Consider the following 15,175-nt stretch of genomic DNA (forward strand, 5'->3'; position numbering starts at 1 on the left):
CTTATTCTACGAAATAGACGCTTTCCTTCGGGACGGCAAAAGCGATATCCTCATCGCGGTGACGCATGCGCTGGCCGGGGCCGATGAACATCGCTTTAATCGGAAGTGTGCCGACCTGTGCGACGTAATTGACGCTCACGCCCGTAAATTCCGACATCAGCACTTTGCCGGCCAGAATATTCTCCTGGCCTCTCTCCGACGCCGCGGCTTCGCGGATCGATTCCGGACGGACCGAAACCGTCACCTTGCTGCCCTGTGCCAACCGGCACTCGGGCGAAGCGTTGGCGGCAAATCCGGCAATCAGCACGTCGGACGAAGTGCGGACGTACACCGTGTCGCCTTCCAGGCGCTCCACGGTCCCTTCCCACAGATTCGCCTCCCCGATGAAGGAAGCGACGAACCGGTTGACGGGACGGTTGTAAATGTCGTGCGGGGTGCCGATCTGCTGTACGATGCCGTCTTTCATGACCATGATCCGATCGGACATGGACATAGCCTCAGCCTGGTCGTGCGTGACATAAATCGTCGTAATGCCGAGCTCCAGCTGTAAGCGCTTAATTTCCAGCCGCGTCTCTTCCCTCAGCTTCGCGTCGAGGTTCGACAGCGGCTCGTCAAGCAGGAGAATATTCGGTTCGATCACCAAGGCGCGGGCCAGTGCCACACGCTGCTGCTGCCCGCCGGACAGCTGGTCGATTCTGCGGTCGCCGTATCCGTCCAGGTGGACGAGCTTCTGGGCGCGCGTCACCTTCTCCTTAATTTCCGCCTTGGACTGTTTGCGGACTTGGAGACCGAAAGCAATATTCTCGAACACGGTCATGTGCGGAAACAAGGCGTAATTCTGAAACACCATCCCGGTGTTGCGTTTGTTCGGAGGCGTGTAGGTTACGTTGTTCTCGCCGAACATAATGCGCCCCTCCGTCGGGTAGTAGAAACCGGCAATCATGCGGAGCGTCGTCGTTTTGCCGCAGCCGCTCGGTCCGAGAAACGTGAAGAATTCGCCCGGCTGGATGTGGATATCTACGTTTTCAACGCCGCGGGCGCCGTTAAACTGCTTGCTGACTTTATCGAGCTTGACTTCTATCAAGTGGAATCCCTCCTAAAAAGTAAAACTTCCCTGCCTATCCGTACGTCTCTCCCGCCGGCACAAAGGCTCAAATCGTATGATATGCCCGGCCTAAACGGGCCCGGATGGGGCTTCCCCCACCCGGATCTGTCAGGCTTCGGGCTTTATTTCTTGCCTTTGCCCTTGATGTTTTCATCCCAGTACTGCATCCACTCTTTTTCTTTGGAGGCCAGTACTTTCCAGTCGAGCTGCAGCGGTTTCGTTTCGATTCCTTTGAGCCAAGCCGGGAATTCATCCTTATTGATGTCCGTCCGGGTCGGGATCTGGAACAATTTTTCCGCTTTTTTCTTCAGTTCTTCTTTATCGAATAGGAACTCGTAAAATTTCTTGGCGGCGTCCATGTTTTTGGCGCCTTTGACAATGCCTACGCCGTCTACGAGGATCGGCGCGCCGCTGGACGGATAAATGAAATCGAACGGCTGTTTCTTCATTTCCTTCTGAATCAGGATATCCTGGAGGTTCCAGAGGGAAAGCGTGCCTTCCTGACGAGCCATTTTCAGATACAGGTTGGTCGGATCCTGTGTGTATTCCTTCGTGTTCGCATCCAGCTTCTTGAGCCAGTCATACCCTTTCTGCGGGTTCGCAGAGTCCTGGCGGTAAATCATCGAGGAGTAGATCGTGCGCATCGTACCGGACGCCATAACGCCGCGGATCAGAAGCTTATCTTTATATTTCGCGTCAAGCAGCTCATCCCAGTCCTTCGGAGCGTCTTCTTTCTTCAGCGCCTGGGAGTTGTACATGATCACTTCGGGCAGTAGCATTTCGCCGTACCAGCGGTCCTGGGCGTCTTTGTTCTCGGCCGCGACGTTATCCGCGAAGGTCGGCTTATACGTCTCGAGCAGGCCTTCCTCGGCTCCGGTTATGAAAGAGGACTGTGTGCCTCCCCACCAGAAGTCCGCCTGGGGATTCGATTTCTCGCCGCGGATACGCTCCAGAACCTGCTGGGCGCCCATCGTCATGACTTCCACGTCGATGCCCGGATTCTTCTCTTTGAATCTCGGCAAAATCTCGTCTACCACGTTCTTGTCGCGGGCGGTATAGATCACAAGCTTCTGGGAACCGGAAGCGGCTCCGCCGCCAGCGCCTTCGGCACCCTTCTTCGCGCCGTCGTCACCGCCGCCGCAGGCCGAAAGGCCGACGGCCATTGCCGCGATAAGAGTCAAACTGGTCCATTTGGTCATCTTCATTTTCACTTGTACTCCCCCTAGTTCTAGATTGTATCGTTTAATCCGCGCCGGCAGATCCGGCGGATCTTGCCGGCTGGGCGGACGGAAACGCTTCCAGCACACTGTGAACGGCCCCTAGCAAACCTGCCCGTTCCCGCAGGCCCGCCAGCTCAATATCCGGCAGCACCGGCACCCACTGCGCAAGCAGCTCGCGGATTCGGGCCAGGCCGCTTTCGCTCAGATGGACCATTTCGCCGCTCAGGATGAGCAGCTCCGGGTCCAGCACGCTGACGGTGTTGGCAATCCCGGACGCCCAATGCGTGTAAACATCCTCGAGCAGCGTCCGGGCCTGGCGGCTTCCCTGATCCGCCTGTTCGCCCAGCTGCCGCAGAATGCTGCGCCCCGGGTCGACGGCCAGGCCGGCCGCCTTCGCTTTGTCGCAGATGCCGGTAACGGAGTAGTTTTTCTCGAAAACGCCGAACTCCCCTTGTCTGCGGAGCCGGTCGCCGCCGATAAGCATATAGCCGATTTCGCCGGCAGCTTCCTTGCTGCCTCTGTAAAACTGCTTGTCGATGATAATGCCGGCCCCGATCCCGGTTCCCACATACATATAGACAAGGCTGGAAACTCCCGATCCGGCGCCGCCGTAAAATTCGCCCATCGTCATCATATTGACGTCATTGTCGAGAATAACGGGAATGCCGAGCCGTTCTTCGATTTCCTTCCCGACCGGCAGGTTCATCCAACCCGTGCTCGGCGCGTAGCTGACGGTGCCGCTGCGCTTCTGTGTAATACCCGGCAGGCCGACGCCGATCCCGATAACGCGGTCGCGGCCGAACCCGCTTTTCTCAAGCAGCGTATCCAGGTTAGTCTTGAGCGCTTCCAGAGCGGAATCGCCGTCAACCGGCTGCTCCAGGCGGGTATGCACATGATGCAGCAGCTCGCCTTTCATATCGGCAATGGCCATTTCCAGCTCACTGCCTTCAAAAACGGCCCCGACGACCGTGTACGCCTGCACGTTATATTCAAGGAGAATCGGCTTACGCCCGCCCTTCGACTCCCCGGTTCCCACTTCATGAATAAGCCCTTCATGGATCATTTCGTCCACGAGTGAGGAGACGCAGGGTCTGCTCAGCTTCGTCCGGACCGACAATTCGGCTCTCGACAAACGGGGATGCTGGCGCAGCTGGTACAAAATGCCTTCCCGGTTCATTTGCTTCACAAATTTCGTATTTCCCGTTTTCCCCTTGCCGATCAAAAGCCCGATCACCACCTTACTTAGTTAAAATGACTAACAAACTAATTAAATCAAGTATATGTATACGTTTACATGATGTCAACAATTAAATGTGAAATTACTCATAGAAAATAATAAATAATGACGTTATTATTGATAATTTCATACCTTATCCTAATTTTTCATAACTTTTTATAGCTTTTCATAACTAATAAGCGTTTATTTCTTCCCTTCAGTTTATTGGCCTCCCGGCCTCCTTATGCGTCCGCATCAAAAAGCCCGCTGCAGCCGCAGCGGGCTTCCGTCTTCCCTACGCTTACTTCTCCGTCCCGTGGCTGGGATTGTTCTGGGCCGCATGCTTGACGTTTTTGGCCTCCATCTCCTCGGCAAATTCCGCGTTGACTTCGTACTTTTTGCCTTTGGTCGCTTTCGAAACCTTCGCCATGTTCATCACCCCCGCCCGGTTGTCGATTTTTCGTTCTCCGGCTTCGGCCGCATGCGGACTGTGCACCGGAATACTTAAAGCGGCACGGCTCAGTGCTGTTTGTTCGGGAGCCGTTTTTCCGGGCGGTTTTTGCCTTGCGTCCTCCGGTTGCGTTCGTCTTTACGCTGAGTGTCATGCAGTTTGCTGATGAAATGACTGTCCATCTCCGCAAGCCTCCCCGAGAAATAAGTTTCGTGAAGCCGTCTTAGTATGTCCGGGCTTTGGGGGGAAGCATGCCGAGTCCCGCGAAAAAAAGAAAAAGAGCACCAGCCGGCGCTCCCTCGGTTCTCTATACGTATAAGTGCTTGTCCGTTCAGGAAATCTTAAGCTTCCGCTTCCAGTCTCATGGCCATATCAACCAGAACCGCGCGCGCTTCCGGCTTCATTTTCACTTCGCTGTAAAGCTTCTCGAAAGCCGCTTTGTTTTCTTTGAACTCGCCTTCGTTCTTGATCGTGAAATGGCTCCACTCGATCAGACGGTTCTCAGCCTGGCGAAGCTCATTGAAAGCTTTATGGAAACCGCTGCGTTCAATCGCGTCTTCCATTTCTTTCTGACCGATTTCCGCACCGTCTTGTCTCATGTCGTTCAGTTTCTTGTCAGCCTGCTGGCTGGCTGCGAGAAATTGTTCTTTGGCCGCCAAATAATCGATTTGCGCCCTGGCGTATTTACGTTTCATCAATAACAGTCCACCTTTAGCATGATTTCCCCGATAGCGCTTGCAGGGGGAGTTTTCTTCTACCGGATTCTATTGTAACAAAATTTTTCTGGAAACAAAACCGATTTTGCCCTTCCAGTTCTTCCGGACCTTCCGGGGTGGACAGACATTTTCGCTCCCGGCGCCGCATACCTTTTAATCATCGCATTCGGCAGTCTTCTCGAAAGGCTCGCTTAGAACGTATTTCGAAAGGGTGAATATCATGTGCGGAATTACAGGATGGATAGACTGGCGCAAAGATCTGACCACATCTTCATCCATTCTCGAAAATATGACGGAAACCTTGGTCCACCGCGGTCCTGACGCTTCCGGCACGTGGATATCCGGCCACTGCGCCCTGGGGCACAGGCGGCTGAGTGTCATGGACCCGCTTAACGGCGCTCAGCCCATGATCCGCAAGGACGGAGACCGGACGTACTCCATCGTATACAACGGGGAATTGTATAACGCTCCCGAACTGCGCAGTGAGCTGGAACACCGGGGACACCGGTTCACAACCTCCTGCGATACCGAAGTTCTGCTGGCCGCATTCGTCGAATGGGGCCGAAGCTGCCTGGAGCGGCTGAACGGCATTTTCGCGTTCGCGGCCTGGAACGAACAGGAGCAGTCCCTGTTTCTGGCCCGGGACCGCCTCGGCGTCAAGCCTCTCTTCTACAGCCACACGGACGGCACCTTCCTGTTCGGCTCGGAGCCGAAGGCCATTCTGGCCCATCCGGATATTAAAACCGAGGTAGGCGCCGAAGGGCTTGCCGAGATTTTCGCCGTCGGGCCCGCGCGCACGCCCGGGCACGGCATTTACCGCAACCTGGCCGAACTGAAGCCGGGCCATTTTATGGTTTACGACCGCAGCGGGCTGACGATCCGTCCTTACTGGAAGCTGGAAAACCGGCCCCACACAGAAAATGTGGAGGAAACGGCACTCCATATCCGCGAGCTCCTGGCCGACACCGCCCGCCGCCAGCTCGTTTCGGACGTCCCGGTCTGCACCCTGCTTTCGGGCGGGCTGGATTCCAGCGCGCTGACGACACTCGCCGCCAACCATTACCGGGACAGCGGCAGCGGCGTGCTGGATACGTACTCCGTCGATTATGCCGACAATGACAAGAACTTCAAGGAAAACGCGTTCCAGCCCAACTCCGACGCCCCGTGGATCAAGCGGATGACGGGGTATCTCGGCACGGAGCACCATTACATCGAGTTCGACACGCCCGAACTCGTCGAATCGCTCCGCACCGTCGTACTCGCCCGCGACACGCCCGGAATGGCCGACATCGACGGCTCGCTGTACCTGTTCTGCCGCGAAATCAAGAAAGGCGCCACCGTGGCGCTTTCCGGCGAAGCGGCCGACGAGATCTTCGGCGGCTACCCCTGGTTCCACCGGGAAGACGCCCTCAATGCGAACACGTTTCCGTGGTCGCTTTCGCTGCCTCAGCGTGTCGGCATACTGGCCCGCGATTTTGCCGACTGGATTAAGCCCGAGGCCTATGTCCGCAGCCGCTACGAGCAGGCGCTGGCCGAGGTGCCCCGTCAGGCGGGGGAAACGCGGGAGCAGAACCGGATGCGGGAAATGTCCTACCTGAACATTACCCGCTTCATGCCGACCCTGCTTGACCGCAAAGACCGGATGAGCATGGCCGTAGGGCTCGAAGTCCGGGTTCCCTTCTGCGACCACCGGCTCGTGGAATACGTGTGGAACATCCCTTGGGACATCAAAACGGCGGGTGACCGTGAGAAAGGTATCCTGCGGAAGGCGCTCGCAGGCGTACTGCCGGAGGATGTGCTGACCCGCAAAAAAAGTCCCTATCCCAAGACGCACAACCCGAATTATGCGTTCGCGGTCAAACAGCAGGCGCTTGAAATTTTAAGCGATCCGTCGTCACCGCTTCTTCCTTTTGTGGATGCCAAAACGCTGCGCGCCATGGCGGCACCGGGAGCCGAATCGACCGAGTTTCCCTGGTTCGGCCAGCTCATGTCCGGCCCGCAAATGTTCGCGTATCTGATCCAGGTGGACACGTGGCTCCGCGAATACAAGGTTTCGATCCGTTAAGGATCTTTCCCGCAACTCTATGCACGTCTATGCACGTCTACGCGTACGTCTGTTTACACGCACACCGGTTTGCGAGTGATCCCGGGAGCATCGAAAAAACCTCCAGCCCGCCGTCTCAATGGCACTGGAGGTTTTGCACTTTTCACCCGAAGTTCGGAGTTTCCGTATCTGTTCCACTTTCTCTTCCTGTGCCTCTGCCGCAGCCGTTGCCGGACCACGCCTTCGTGTCCGCATTCTGAGTCCGTACTCCCGGTCCGGCGCCGAATCTCCAGCTTAATCGAGCCAGCCGTTCTTCTCCGCCGCGGCAATGGCGTCGATCCGGTTCTTGGCCTCCAGTTTCTGGATCGCCTCCGACAAGTAATTGCGGACCGTGCCGCCCGAAAGAAACAGCCGCGACGCAATCTCCCCCGAAGACAGTCCCTCTCTGGCCAGTTTGAGCACCTCGCGTTCCCGGTCCGTCAGCGGATTTTCCGCCTCCCAGAACGTGAGCGCCAGCTCCGGGCTGACCGCGCGCCTGCCCGCCTGCACATCGCGGAGCGCGGCCGCAAGCTCGCCGACCGGCGAATCTTTGAGCAGGAAGCCGCGCGCTCCCGCACGCATGGCCCGCTGAAAATAGCCGGATCGGGAAAAGGTCGTCAACATGACGACTCCGCACGGGTCCTTGCTTTTTTGGAGCGCCTCAGCTACATCGAGGCCCGACATTTTCGGCATTTCAATATCCATGATGCAAAGATCCGGCCGGAGCGTACGGATCATCTCCAGCGCTTCCGCACCGTCCGCCGCCTGGCCGACCACTTCGATATCGTCCTCCAAATCAAGCAGGGCGCTCAGCGCTCCCCGCAGCATGCCCTGATCTTCCGCGACAATGACCTTCATTCGCCGCCCGCCTCCTTTTCTCCGTTTTTTGTAACTTTAGGGATCGTAAAAACGACCCGGGTGCCCCGGCCGCCCGCCGATTCGAACGAGCAGGTCCCGTCCACCAGCTTAAGCCGTTCTTTCATGCCTCTGAGCCCGTTCGTACCCAAATCCGGCTGCCTTTCGTCCCTGTCGAAGCCGACGCCGTTATCCGACACAATCAGCCTATACCCCTCTTCATCGGAGGCCCACTCCACGGCACACACCTTCGCTTTGCTGTGCTTGACGACGTTCGTCACCGCTTCCCGCAGGCACATGCCGAGAATGTTGCCGATCAGCGGGGGAGCTTCGCCCTCGACGCTTTCTCCGGCCTTCAGTTCCAGCACAATGCCGCCCGCCGCAAGAATTTGCTTGGCCCGGTCGAACTCTTCCCGGATCGTCACCATGTTCATATCCGATACAAGCTCGCGCACCTGTTTCAGCGCCGCCCGCGAGGTCGTTTGGATATCCTTTACTTCCCGGACCGCTTTCTCCGGATTTTTAGGGATCATTTTCTCGGCCAGTTCGCCCTTAAGCGTGATAAGCGACAACGTATGTCCGAGCGTGTCGTGCAAATCGCGGGATATCCGCTGACGTTCCTCGATCTTGGACAGACGGGCGATTTCTTCGTTAGCCAATTGAAGTTTGCCCCGGAGTTCCTTCGACCTGCGTCCGATGCGCATCGCCACCGGCATGATCAGAATAATGACAAGAGCCGGAAGGAGCTGCAAAAACATGTCGATGTCGCTCATCAGCTTATAGCTCCAGCCTACCGCCACGAACATCAGAAACAAACCCGCTATCGCGGCCGCCATCTGCCTGACGCTCCGCAGCATCCCGATAACCGGGGACGGGTAAAACGCCAGGTAAATAAAATTCTCGTTGTACCGGATCGCCAGAAAACCGATAACAAGGGTCTGAAAAAGAATAAACCAGTATCTTCCCGCCGCCCGGTTAAAAGAAGTCAAATAAGCTCCCACAAACGCGATGAGCAGCCCCGAACCCAGCCATTTCTCCGGGAAAGGAAGCTGCAAAACCGAAACGACCGGAAAGATCAGATACACCAGCCAGATAATCGTAAAAATAAAAGGGGGCCCCTCGCGGGGCCGTGCCGGTTGCCGACGAAACATTTAAACCGCTTCCTGTCTCTTGATGATATAGGAAGATAATAACACAAATACGAGAACGTACGCAGCCAGAATAAGCACGCCCGTCCAATCGATCGAACCCCCTCCGATCAAATTCCAGGCGCCCTGTCCCAACCGGTAGGTCGGGGTGAACTTGGCGATCGTCTGAAGGGTGCCGGACATGGTCGCGGTCGGGAACCATAAACCGCCGAGAACGGAGAGCCCCATATACAGAATCATCGTCAGCACCTGAACCACATCGGGGTTGCGCATGGAACCGAGCAGCGTACCGAGCGCCATGAACGAGAAACCGCCGATCCAGATCCAGAGAAAGCTTTCGATCCATACGGCAGCCGGCAGATCAACTTGCTTGCCGATTCCCCCGATGATAAACATCATCAGAATGATAAACAGATTGATGACACCCTGGGCCGCTACCTTCGACACCATGTAAGACCAGGAAGGCAGCGGGGTGATGCTGAGCAGGCGAACCCAGCCCTGGGTGCGCTCCCTCGAAATCCGCTGGGCAAAGGAGGTCAAGCTGGCGCCGATAACGCCGTACACCGTCATGGACATGAGATAATAGGATGTCCAGTCCACACTGCCGATCTTCGTATCGCTTCCCATCGTACTCGTAAACAGAAAATAAAAGGCCACGGGCATGACTATCGAAAAGAAAATAAACCGTTTGTTGCGGAAGGTGCGCAGCAGCTCCGCGCGGCACTGGGCCATAGTCGCTTTCAGAATCGTCGCATTCATACTCGTTATCTCTCCTCAGCTCTCATTCGTATTTTGGATCAAAGTCTGGAAGGCGTCTTCCAGTCCGCCGCTTCGCACTTCGATATCTTTCATATCGACACGCTTGTCGATCAGCACGGTGAGCAGCCGGTCCGTGTCCGGTCCGTGCAATTCGACGCGCCGCCCGTTCCACTTGATATCGCTGACTCCCGGCATCGCACGGAGCAGCTCGTGCGTAACCCCTGCGCCTGCCGTAAATGAAATGATTCTCCCCGTCGTTTCCGCCTTAATCTCGCTCGGCGTCCCGTCCGCAACCAGTCTGCCGTTATTAATTACGACGACTCTGTCGGCCAAATGATCCGCTTCCTCCAGATAATGAGTCGTCAGGACGACAGTCTTTCCTCTTGCGGCCATGGCGCGGATCGTATCCCAGAACAACTGCCGGGATGTCACGTCCATGCCGACTGTCGGTTCGTCCAGGAAAATAATTTCCGGGTCTCCCGCCGCGGCCATCGCGAAGCCCAATCTGCGCTGCTGGCCGCCGGAGAGAGCCGAAGCCATCTTGCTGCGCTCGGCTTCCAGACCCGAGATAAGCAGAAGCTGCTCCAGCGAGAGCGGGTTCTCGTAATAATGGCGGAACAGGTCGATCGTTTCCGATACCTTCAGATTGTCGATCACGCTGACATCCTGGAGCATGGCTCCGATCCGGTTCCTCACCCGCTGGTCTTTCGGATGGCCTCCCAGCAGCTTGACGGTTCCGCTCGTAGGCTCCTGCAGGCCCAGAATCATCGAAATCGTGGTCGTCTTGCCCGCCCCGTTGGGACCGAGCAGCGCGAGCACCGTCCCTTGTTCCACGGTCAGCGTTAAACCGTCAACCGCCTTCTTGCCTTTAAATTGTTTCGTAACCTGCACCAATTCGATAGCTGTTGTCACAGGGGATTCAGCTCCTTTTGTTGTATGTGGGCTTTCCGTTTCATCATTTCGTTAAGCTCTTAACCTGAATTCATCATACCGTGCGGCGGATTTCCTCCCTACCCACAACCGTAACCTTTTCCGGGTGACAATTGTCATCTTCGCCCGCCGGGCCGTTATGACCCGTGAAACAACGAAAAAACCGGTTCCGAAACGGATCGGAAACCGGTTTGGTTCGTGCCCATACGGGGGCACGTTATCTATTCGGTTAAGTCAAGCGGCCGGAGTGGCGCTCGAAAAACTGCTCGAGCGCTGCGGCCCGGTGGCTGATGGCGTTTTTCTCTTCGAGCGGCAGCTCCGCCATCGTCCGTCCGCGCTCAGGCAGATAAAACAGCGGGTCGTAGCCGAACCCGTCCGTGCCACGCGGCTCCGCGATAATGACACCCTCGCAGGTCCCCTCGGCCTCGAGTGTGTCCCCGCGGAGCGGGTCGACCAGCGCCAGCGCGCAAACGAAGCGCGCGGTGCTGAGCACCTGCGGCGCAGCCGCGTCCGCGGCCTCCAGGCCGTCCGGGAGGCTTGGCGCCCGCGCGGCGCCGCTGTCCGCCGCCTGCCTGGCAGCGCCGGGCCCGGGCCGACCGGCCGCGGCCGAGACCGCGCCAAGCTCGCGCAGCAGCTTGGCGTTGTTCTCCGCGTCGGCGGCGTGCTCGCCGGCATACCGGGCGGAGTATACGCCCGGATCGCCGCCGAGCGCGTCGACGCACAGCCCGGAGTCGTCGGCCAGTACCGGCAGGTTCAGCCTGCCTGCAATCGCCGACGCCTTGATCCGGGCATTCGCCGCGAAGGTCGCGCCGTCCTCGACGATTTCGGGCATATCGTCGAAATCGTCGAGGCTGCGCACTTCCTTGCCGAAGCGGGCGAAATAGTGGGCAAACTCGCGTACTTTGCCCTTGTTGCGCGTCGCGATCACCACGACGCCGGAGACGGCGAGATCAGGCACGGACACCTGCTCCGATCAGGCCGCTTACGCGTCCGAGCGCTTTTTTCTGCTCCTCGATCATCGTGTGGATGCCGCCCTCGGCCAAGGCCAGCAAGGAGTTCAGCTCCTCGCGCGAGAAAGGCGCCTCTTCTCCCGTCCCCTGTACCTCCACGAACTTCCCGGTTCCGGTCATGACCACGTTCATATCTACGTGCGCCTGAGAATCCTCCGTGTACATCAGGTCCAGCAGAGGCTTGCCGTTTACGATTCCGACGCTGACGGAAGCGAGGTAATCCGTGATCGGCAGCTTGCTCAGCTTGCCGCTGGCCACCAGCTTCTCCATGGCAAGCGCCATCGCGACAAAGGCTCCCGTGATGGAAGTCGTTCTCGTCCCTCCGTCCGCCTGGATCACATCGCAGTCGAGTGTCACGGAACGCTCTCCGAGCGCTTCCAGGTTAACGACGGAGCGCAGCGCGCGCCCGATCAGCCGCTGGATTTCCATCGTGCGGCCGCCGAGCTTCCCTCTGGCCGCTTCTCTCTGGTTGCGGACCTGGGTAGCGCGCGGGAGCATCGAATACTCGGCGGTTACCCAGCCTTTGCCCTGGCCTTTCATAAAGGGAGGAACCCGCTCTTCCACGGTTGCGGTACAAATGACTTTCGTCTCCCCGACTTCTATTAGAACCGAACCTTCGGCATGTTTGATATAGTGCGGCGTAATTTTCATCGGTCTTAGCTGGTCATTCTGTCTTCCATCGGCTCGCATTCTGTATCCTCCTGTACGATCATAGCATCCATTTCTATCCTTCCTATTGTATCAAACAAAGGAGCCGAGCAAAAGCGCCGCGAATTTCGACGAAAAAAGGGAGAGCTCTCCTCTCCCTGAAAACCGCCGTAAGCTCCGGCAATCCTGCCTTGCCGTCGTCCCTCCCGCGGGACTCTGCTGAAAAAACGGCCTTCCAGCCTTGCACGGCGCTTGCTCCCAAGCGCGAGGCTCCCAGCGCGTGGTGCTTGGGCGCCACATGACGATGGTCCGCCAGCCTACGGTGAGACTGGCGGACAACCCGCTTGCCCGTCTGTCCATACGCTTGAATCCCGGACCTATGTTTCGGCACTACACGGCATGGCGGATGCTCAAATCCCGTCCGGAGCCCTTCTTACAGCTTTTCCGGGTTCGCGTTCAAATGAAGCGGCCGCGATACGGGCTGGCTGTAGGTCTGGGAATCGGAGGTTTCCACCTTCGCGCTGCCGTTCACCGTAATTTGGACTTTGGCGGCGTTCGTATTTTCCGTCAGGGACAAAATAACCGACTGGAGCCCGTCCGCAGGCGCTTTTTTGTTCTCATCCAGAAGCTGCTCGGAGAAATTTACCGTCAGCACCGTGTCCGACGTTTTCTTCACATCCAGCACCTTGGCGGAAGCGTTTAATACCGGCTGCAGGCCCTTCGACATGTTGGGGCCTTTCAAAAGTTCGTCCATGACCGCCTTGGCGACGTCATCCGTCCTTTTTACCAGGCGTGTAACCGGTACATAATATTTGCCGTTTTGCGCCGTTGCATTCGTGAAGTAAAGCGTGACCGGCGTGGACTGGCCGTAATCGACCCCTTCCTGTTTCTCCAGGTTGATGCCGATTTTGCGTGAGAGCGGTTCGTCCAGCGGCGTGCGGGCCACCGGCATTTCCTTGAGCTCCTGCCCGTTTATTTTAATCTTTACCTGCTCGACAGTTGAAAAACCGGTCATGGCCCAGGTGATCCCCTCCATAATTTTGCGTTCTTCTTTGGCATCGTATTTTTTGAAGGCCTGGTTGAAATTGACCGTGGCCAGTTTATCCTTTATATCCACCGTCAGCGTAGTCCCTTCGGGCAGAAGAGAGGCAAACCCCGCGGGAAGCTGGCTTTCGCCCGGGCCTTTGGCCACCATATATTCCAGCGTGGTTTTCGCCACCGACTGTGTCTTCGGCAAATCCAGACTGACCGGAACGACAAAGCCTTTGGGGTCTTTCGCATAGACGGTCATTTTGGCGGTTTGCGACGTTTTGGCGCCCGCGTCCGCTCCGGTTCCGCCCGTACCGGTTCCCGTCTCCATCGCGGTTTCGGTACCGGGCGGCGGAGCGTCGATCGGTTTGGACTCTGCCCCCCACAAACTGCATCCCGTCCCGAGAATCGCGATCGCTCCTGTCATGGCAGCCGCCTGAAGCCAGCGTACTTTTCTCAATTCCATCCCCTCCTGTTCGTATGTGCTTGCGCAAAGGTCCGGTACGGCCCGGACCCGCCGCCGGCAGCGTCAGCTTTCGGGAGTTTCCTGCCGGTCCGGATGACGTTTGTCCTTCGTATTCCTATGTATACAGGGAGCCTGCCTACTTTATGCCCGAGTTGTCCGAAAAAACGGGACAATTTCCTTGCTTGTTCCATTCCCGCCCTCCTTTCGGGAGGACAAATCCGCACTAAAGCGATACTCTTTCCTAAAATAAGGGTATACTAGAGTATCTGCTTTCATTTGACAACGGAGGAGAAGCCCATCGTGAAATATTCCCTGGATAGTGAAAAAGTAGCTTCGGCTACACGCGAACTGCTTGAAAAAAGAGGCGTTCAAACGTCTCAGATTGCCGAACTGACCTATTTTCTGCAAAAAGATTATTTCGAATCGCTGACGCTGGAGCAGTGTCTGGCGAGCGTAGAATCCGTCCTTGCCAAAAGGGAAGTACAAAACGCCGTCCTCACCGGCATTCAATTGGACATGCTTGCGGAAGAAGGCAAGCTGATCTCCCCTCTGCAGGAGATGATTCAGCATGACGAAGGCTTGTATGGCTGCGACGAAATCCTCGCCCTGTCGATCGTGAACGTCTACGGCAGCATCGGATTTACGAATTTCGGCTACATCGACAAGCTGAAACCGGGCATCCTGAAAAAGCTCAACGATAAAAGCACCTACGAAAAACATACGTTTCTCGACGATATCGTCGGCGCCATCGCCGCTGCCGCAAGCTCCCGCATTGCCCACCGCAAGCAGTCGGAAGCCGAAAAGAAAGGCGACGCTCCGGGGAGCGGAGAGTAGCCTTTCTTAAAAGCGGATGTGTTTGCCGCGGTCCGGCGCCAACACGGCGCGCTGGAAACTGCGGGCCGCCGAAAAAAGCGGTAAGTTTGCGCCTGAGAGGACAGGATGGCCAACGGGTCCGTCAGGTGTTTTGGGTCCGGCTTCCGCAAGATACGCTTTGAATGATAGAAAACAACAAAAAGGGAACCGCCGACATGGCAGTTCCCTTTTTGTTGTTTAGCACAAGATGGTTACGACTTTCTTCCTGATCGGTTTCTCGTATATAGGCAGCATCAGCGCCGTATCCGGTTACCGGTATTTCCGGGCCACGATATATTCCGCCGCGGGAAGAAGTACGATGCCGAGTCCGAGTAAAATCAGCACCCCCATGTTATCCCGGCCGAAAGCCAGTTTTTCCACCATACAAACGAGCAGCGCGGCCGCCAGCATAATAAAATAGGCCGCTCTGGCACTGACGAAGGTAATGTGCCTGCCCATCTCTTCCTCCTGTGTAATGCCTTCCCCGTCCTCCTTGCTTCCCCAGGTCAGAGCTCCGAACATGGCTGCCAGGGCAGCCGCTATGCTCGTTAATTCGCTGGTTCCGACCGCTTCTCCGGACCAGCACTTTTTAAGCGTAAATCCGATGACAACCAGTGAGGTAAGTCCGAAACCAGCAGCAATGAGCCGCTGCTTCGCTGTTTTCCGTCCGGTCACAGTTTCCGCCTC

16 protein-coding genes are annotated in these 15,175 nt (G+C 57.0%); 2 read left to right on the forward strand and 14 right to left on the reverse strand.

All coding sequences use genetic code 11. The features are described from left to right. Position 1: 1 nt before the first annotated feature. From AC58P5_RS08775 to AC58P5_RS08800, 6 genes are all read right to left on the reverse strand, one after another. Positions 2-1,084: an ABC transporter ATP-binding protein gene (locus tag AC58P5_RS08775; protein WP_497385767.1), complete on the reverse strand. Its 1,083-nt coding sequence runs from the start codon at positions 1,082-1,084 to the stop codon at positions 2-4. A gap of 143 nt (positions 1,085-1,227) precedes the next feature. Then, positions 1,228-2,310, reverse strand: coding sequence for an extracellular solute-binding protein (locus tag AC58P5_RS08780; RefSeq protein ID WP_497386051.1), 1,083 nt, complete (start codon positions 2,308-2,310; stop codon positions 1,228-1,230). Between the two features lie 37 nt (positions 2,311-2,347). Further along, entirely contained in the window at positions 2,348-3,547 is a 1,200-nt protein-coding gene (locus AC58P5_RS08785) for an ROK family transcriptional regulator (protein ID WP_497385768.1), read from the reverse strand. 295 nt (positions 3,548-3,842) lie between these two features. After that, positions 3,843-3,971, reverse strand: a complete 129-nt coding sequence (locus tag AC58P5_RS08790) for a hypothetical protein (RefSeq protein ID WP_497385769.1) — start codon at positions 3,969-3,971, stop codon at positions 3,843-3,845. Between the two features lie 89 nt (positions 3,972-4,060). Beyond that, positions 4,061-4,174, reverse strand: coding sequence for a DUF4023 domain-containing protein (locus tag AC58P5_RS08795; protein WP_016423522.1), 114 nt, complete (start codon positions 4,172-4,174; stop codon positions 4,061-4,063). Between the two features lie 159 nt (positions 4,175-4,333). Then, positions 4,334-4,687 carry a hypothetical protein gene (locus AC58P5_RS08800; RefSeq protein ID WP_413006777.1) on the reverse strand — a complete coding sequence of 118 codons (354 nt, stop codon included), beginning with the start codon at positions 4,685-4,687 and terminating at the stop codon, positions 4,334-4,336. 241 nt (positions 4,688-4,928) lie between these two features. On the opposite strand from AC58P5_RS08800, the gene asnB reads away from it, so the two are divergent. Next, positions 4,929-6,773: an asparagine synthase (glutamine-hydrolyzing) gene (gene asnB / locus AC58P5_RS08805; protein WP_497385770.1), complete on the forward strand. Its 1,845-nt coding sequence runs from the start codon at positions 4,929-4,931 to the stop codon at positions 6,771-6,773. Positions 6,774-7,046: 273 nt separating this feature from the next. Here asnB and AC58P5_RS08810 read toward each other — a convergent pair whose 3' ends face one another. From AC58P5_RS08810 to AC58P5_RS08840, 7 genes are all read right to left on the reverse strand, one after another. After that, on the reverse strand, positions 7,047-7,649 hold the full coding sequence (locus tag AC58P5_RS08810; protein WP_497385771.1) for a response regulator transcription factor: 603 nt from the start codon (positions 7,647-7,649) through the stop codon (positions 7,047-7,049). Beyond that, a complete protein-coding gene (locus tag AC58P5_RS08815) occupies positions 7,646-8,797 on the reverse strand; it encodes a sensor histidine kinase (RefSeq protein ID WP_497385772.1) in 1,152 nt (383 codons plus the stop codon). Before AC58P5_RS08815 ends, AC58P5_RS08810 begins: the two co-directional genes overlap by 4 nt. Beyond that, positions 8,798-9,553: an ABC transporter permease gene (locus tag AC58P5_RS08820; RefSeq protein ID WP_497385773.1), complete on the reverse strand. Its 756-nt coding sequence runs from the start codon at positions 9,551-9,553 to the stop codon at positions 8,798-8,800. 15 nt (positions 9,554-9,568) lie between these two features. After that, on the reverse strand, positions 9,569-10,465 hold the full coding sequence (locus tag AC58P5_RS08825) for an ABC transporter ATP-binding protein (RefSeq protein ID WP_497385774.1): 897 nt from the start codon (positions 10,463-10,465) through the stop codon (positions 9,569-9,571). A 247-nt stretch (positions 10,466-10,712) separates the two neighbouring features. Then, positions 10,713-11,441 carry a non-canonical purine NTP pyrophosphatase gene (locus AC58P5_RS08830; protein WP_497385775.1) on the reverse strand — a complete coding sequence of 243 codons (729 nt, stop codon included), beginning with the start codon at positions 11,439-11,441 and terminating at the stop codon, positions 10,713-10,715. Continuing rightward, the gene (rph, locus tag AC58P5_RS08835; protein WP_497385776.1) at positions 11,434-12,183 is read right to left on the reverse strand and encodes a ribonuclease PH; all 750 of its coding nucleotides are present in this window, start codon (positions 12,181-12,183) and stop codon (positions 11,434-11,436) included. The genes AC58P5_RS08830 and rph overlap by 8 nt, the downstream gene beginning before the upstream one ends. Before the next feature lie 391 nt (positions 12,184-12,574). Continuing rightward, on the reverse strand, positions 12,575-13,630 hold the full coding sequence (locus tag AC58P5_RS08840) for a GerMN domain-containing protein (RefSeq protein WP_497385777.1): 1,056 nt from the start codon (positions 13,628-13,630) through the stop codon (positions 12,575-12,577). A 306-nt stretch (positions 13,631-13,936) separates the two neighbouring features. On the opposite strand from AC58P5_RS08840, the gene AC58P5_RS08845 reads away from it, so the two are divergent. Then, positions 13,937-14,470 carry a phosphatidylglycerophosphatase A family protein gene (locus AC58P5_RS08845; protein WP_497385778.1) on the forward strand — a complete coding sequence of 178 codons (534 nt, stop codon included), beginning with the start codon at positions 13,937-13,939 and terminating at the stop codon, positions 14,468-14,470. 288 nt (positions 14,471-14,758) lie between these two features. Here AC58P5_RS08845 and AC58P5_RS08850 read toward each other — a convergent pair whose 3' ends face one another. Continuing rightward, positions 14,759-15,163 carry a hypothetical protein gene (locus AC58P5_RS08850; protein WP_497385779.1) on the reverse strand — a complete coding sequence of 135 codons (405 nt, stop codon included), beginning with the start codon at positions 15,161-15,163 and terminating at the stop codon, positions 14,759-14,761. Positions 15,164-15,175 lie beyond the last annotated feature (12 nt).

The organism is Paenibacillus sp. JT31N7, from assembly GCF_059692095.1.